Raw genomic sequence first — 2,121 nt, 5'->3', positions numbered from 1 at the left:
AAGCGCCCGTCGCGGCGGCGGCGACGACACCGACGACTGCGACTATGTGCCGTAGGCGTGCGCTAGGCATCAGTGCGGGCGCAGCCATGCCGGCGCGGTCGAGGTATTCGTGGAGCCAGCGGTTTTGTTCGGCTTGTTCGCGGGCTTGGTGGCCGGTCCAGGCCCGGTCGGCGCCGCGTCGGCGGGCGATGTCATGGTCGCGTTTGGCGGTGAAGCGGGCTACGCGGTCGGGTAGTTGGCCGCGGCCGGTGGTGGCGGCGACGTGGTGCACGGTCTGGGGTCGATCATCGCGGCCGGTGATCGCGCGGACGAGGTCGGCGCAGCCAGCCCGTTTGTACCTGGTGACACGATCCTTACCGACACCCCGCGTAGGAAGTTCTCGGTGTCGAGCCGACTGGCGATCTGGCCGTTGAAGACGCTGCCAGCGGAGTGCGATAACCGCTGCCAGATCGGCGACGGTCATCGCACTCTCCACGTTCGGCCCGCCCGCCCCGCCTGTCCTTCCCGGGTGATCAGCATGCCAGAAGCCGCCGCCACGCGCCTGTCTGACCGACATGCTGGTATCCGCCGGGTTAGTGGGTTTTGGCGGCGGCGCGGGCGGCGGCGCGGCGCTGTTGGCGGCTCAGCGCCGCCTGGTGCTGGCCCGGCGGCTCGGGTGGCCGCCAGTCGGCGGTGGCGTCCAGTTCGGCTTCCAGTTCGGCGACCCGCGCCCGCAACACCGCCGCCTGCGCGGCCTCACCGCGCAGCCGCGCTAACTCGTGGTCACGGTCGGCGGCACGCTGCGCATCACGGCGAAGATGCTCCCGCAGCCGCTGGACCTCGTCACGGGCCCGCGCATAGGCCGGGTCCTGGGACAGGGCTTGGTGCAGGTGTACCGAGGCGGCGAACCGCTGCATCGCCGCCCGCAGCTCTTCGCTGATCGCGCCCGTGCTGTAGCGGTGCGCCAGGAAATCCAGGAGGGTTTTGCACTGGTAGTCCGAACTCAAAAACAACCGCGCCAGCGTGTGCATGGACGGGATGGGCAGGCGCGCATCGGCGTCGGGTCGGTGCGCGCGGGGCACCTCGATCACCCGCACCGCCGCCCCGGCCCGCGTGGCGGCGATCCGCTCGGCCGAGGCGGCCCGCCGGCATCGCGGCGAGCACCACAGCGGGCGTCGGCCCCGCCCTTTGCCCGGCATGTCGAACGTCGTCCCGCAGCGCGGGCACACCCGTTCGGTGTCCGTGCGCGCCGCCAATACCGCCGGGTCGTCGCCCACCGCCCCCCGTTCCACAATTCGTCAGGACGTTATGTTAGCATTACGTGACCTTAGTGCAAGAGGTGTGATGTGCGGGCGAGGCTCGAAAACCGGGGGTGCGGGTCAAACGGCCGATCATGAGCACGGACGTGAACGGGCAGATGACGGGAAACCGCGGGATCAGCGAAGGAGCGGCTTGTGGGGACGACCCTGACACCGGCGGTGACCGCATGGATGCAGCAAGCGGTCCACGAGGTGTACCGCGACTGGCTGGATCTGCCCCCGGAGTGGACCGAGGACCACCGCCGCCGGCACCTGGGCGAGGTGGCGGCCCGATTGGATCGGATGGCGACCGCGCTGGCCGATGACCTGGCCGCCGCGGCGATCCAGCAATGGACTCAACGCCACGGCGCGCACCCGGACTACCTGACGACCGCGGCGCTGCGCCGCGGCGCGCTGCAGAACGCGCGGGAGACGATCGTGCGCCAGGAACTCTACGAGCTGATCGAGGAACCGCCCGACCAGACGGTCCCGGTCGACCCGCCGCTGCATCAGCCGGTCCCGGCCAGCCAGGTGCCGTGGAACCTGCGCTGGAACAACGCCCGCTACCGCGCCGAGCCGGGCGAGCAGATCGAGGCCCTGGCCGAGATGGTGTGGCCGGCCCCGCGGTTTTCGGAGATGTTCCGCATCAAGGCGGCCTACCTGCTGATCGCGCGCCTCGAGGACCAGCTGCCGCTACCGGATGGCCCTCACCACCGGCTGGCGGGGGAGCTGGCGCCGATGGTGTACGAGGATCTGCGCATCGACGGCTACCCGGTGGGATAGCGCAGGGGCGCGCCCTGGTGGGCGCCCCGGGGATCGATCCCGTTGTCGCCGCCCGGGAAGC

The 2,121-nt window shown here is 71.0% G+C and carries 3 protein-coding genes; 1 reads left to right on the top strand and 2 read right to left on the bottom strand.

Annotated features, from left to right (window positions below):
- Window positions 1-463 (bottom strand): hypothetical protein (locus tag AC2VNT_RS14345; RefSeq protein WP_486947493.1); only part of this gene is annotated, 463 nt, incomplete at its 3' end.
- Between the two features lie 109 nt (window positions 464-572).
- Window positions 573-1,256, bottom strand: coding sequence for a hypothetical protein (locus tag AC2VNT_RS14340; protein WP_486947492.1), 684 nt, complete (start codon window positions 1,254-1,256; stop codon window positions 573-575).
- A gap of 177 nt (window positions 1,257-1,433) precedes the next feature.
- Between AC2VNT_RS14340 and AC2VNT_RS14335 the strand changes: the two genes are divergently transcribed.
- Window positions 1,434-2,060: a hypothetical protein gene (locus tag AC2VNT_RS14335; RefSeq protein ID WP_486947491.1), complete on the top strand. Its 627-nt coding sequence runs from the start codon at window positions 1,434-1,436 to the stop codon at window positions 2,058-2,060.
- Window positions 2,061-2,121: the final 61 nt, after the last annotated feature.

This window comes from Mycobacterium sp. TH-M15 (assembly GCF_057473705.1).
Note: the sequence above shows the minus strand (reverse complement) of the source record. Positions and strands in the feature narration are given on the sequence as shown.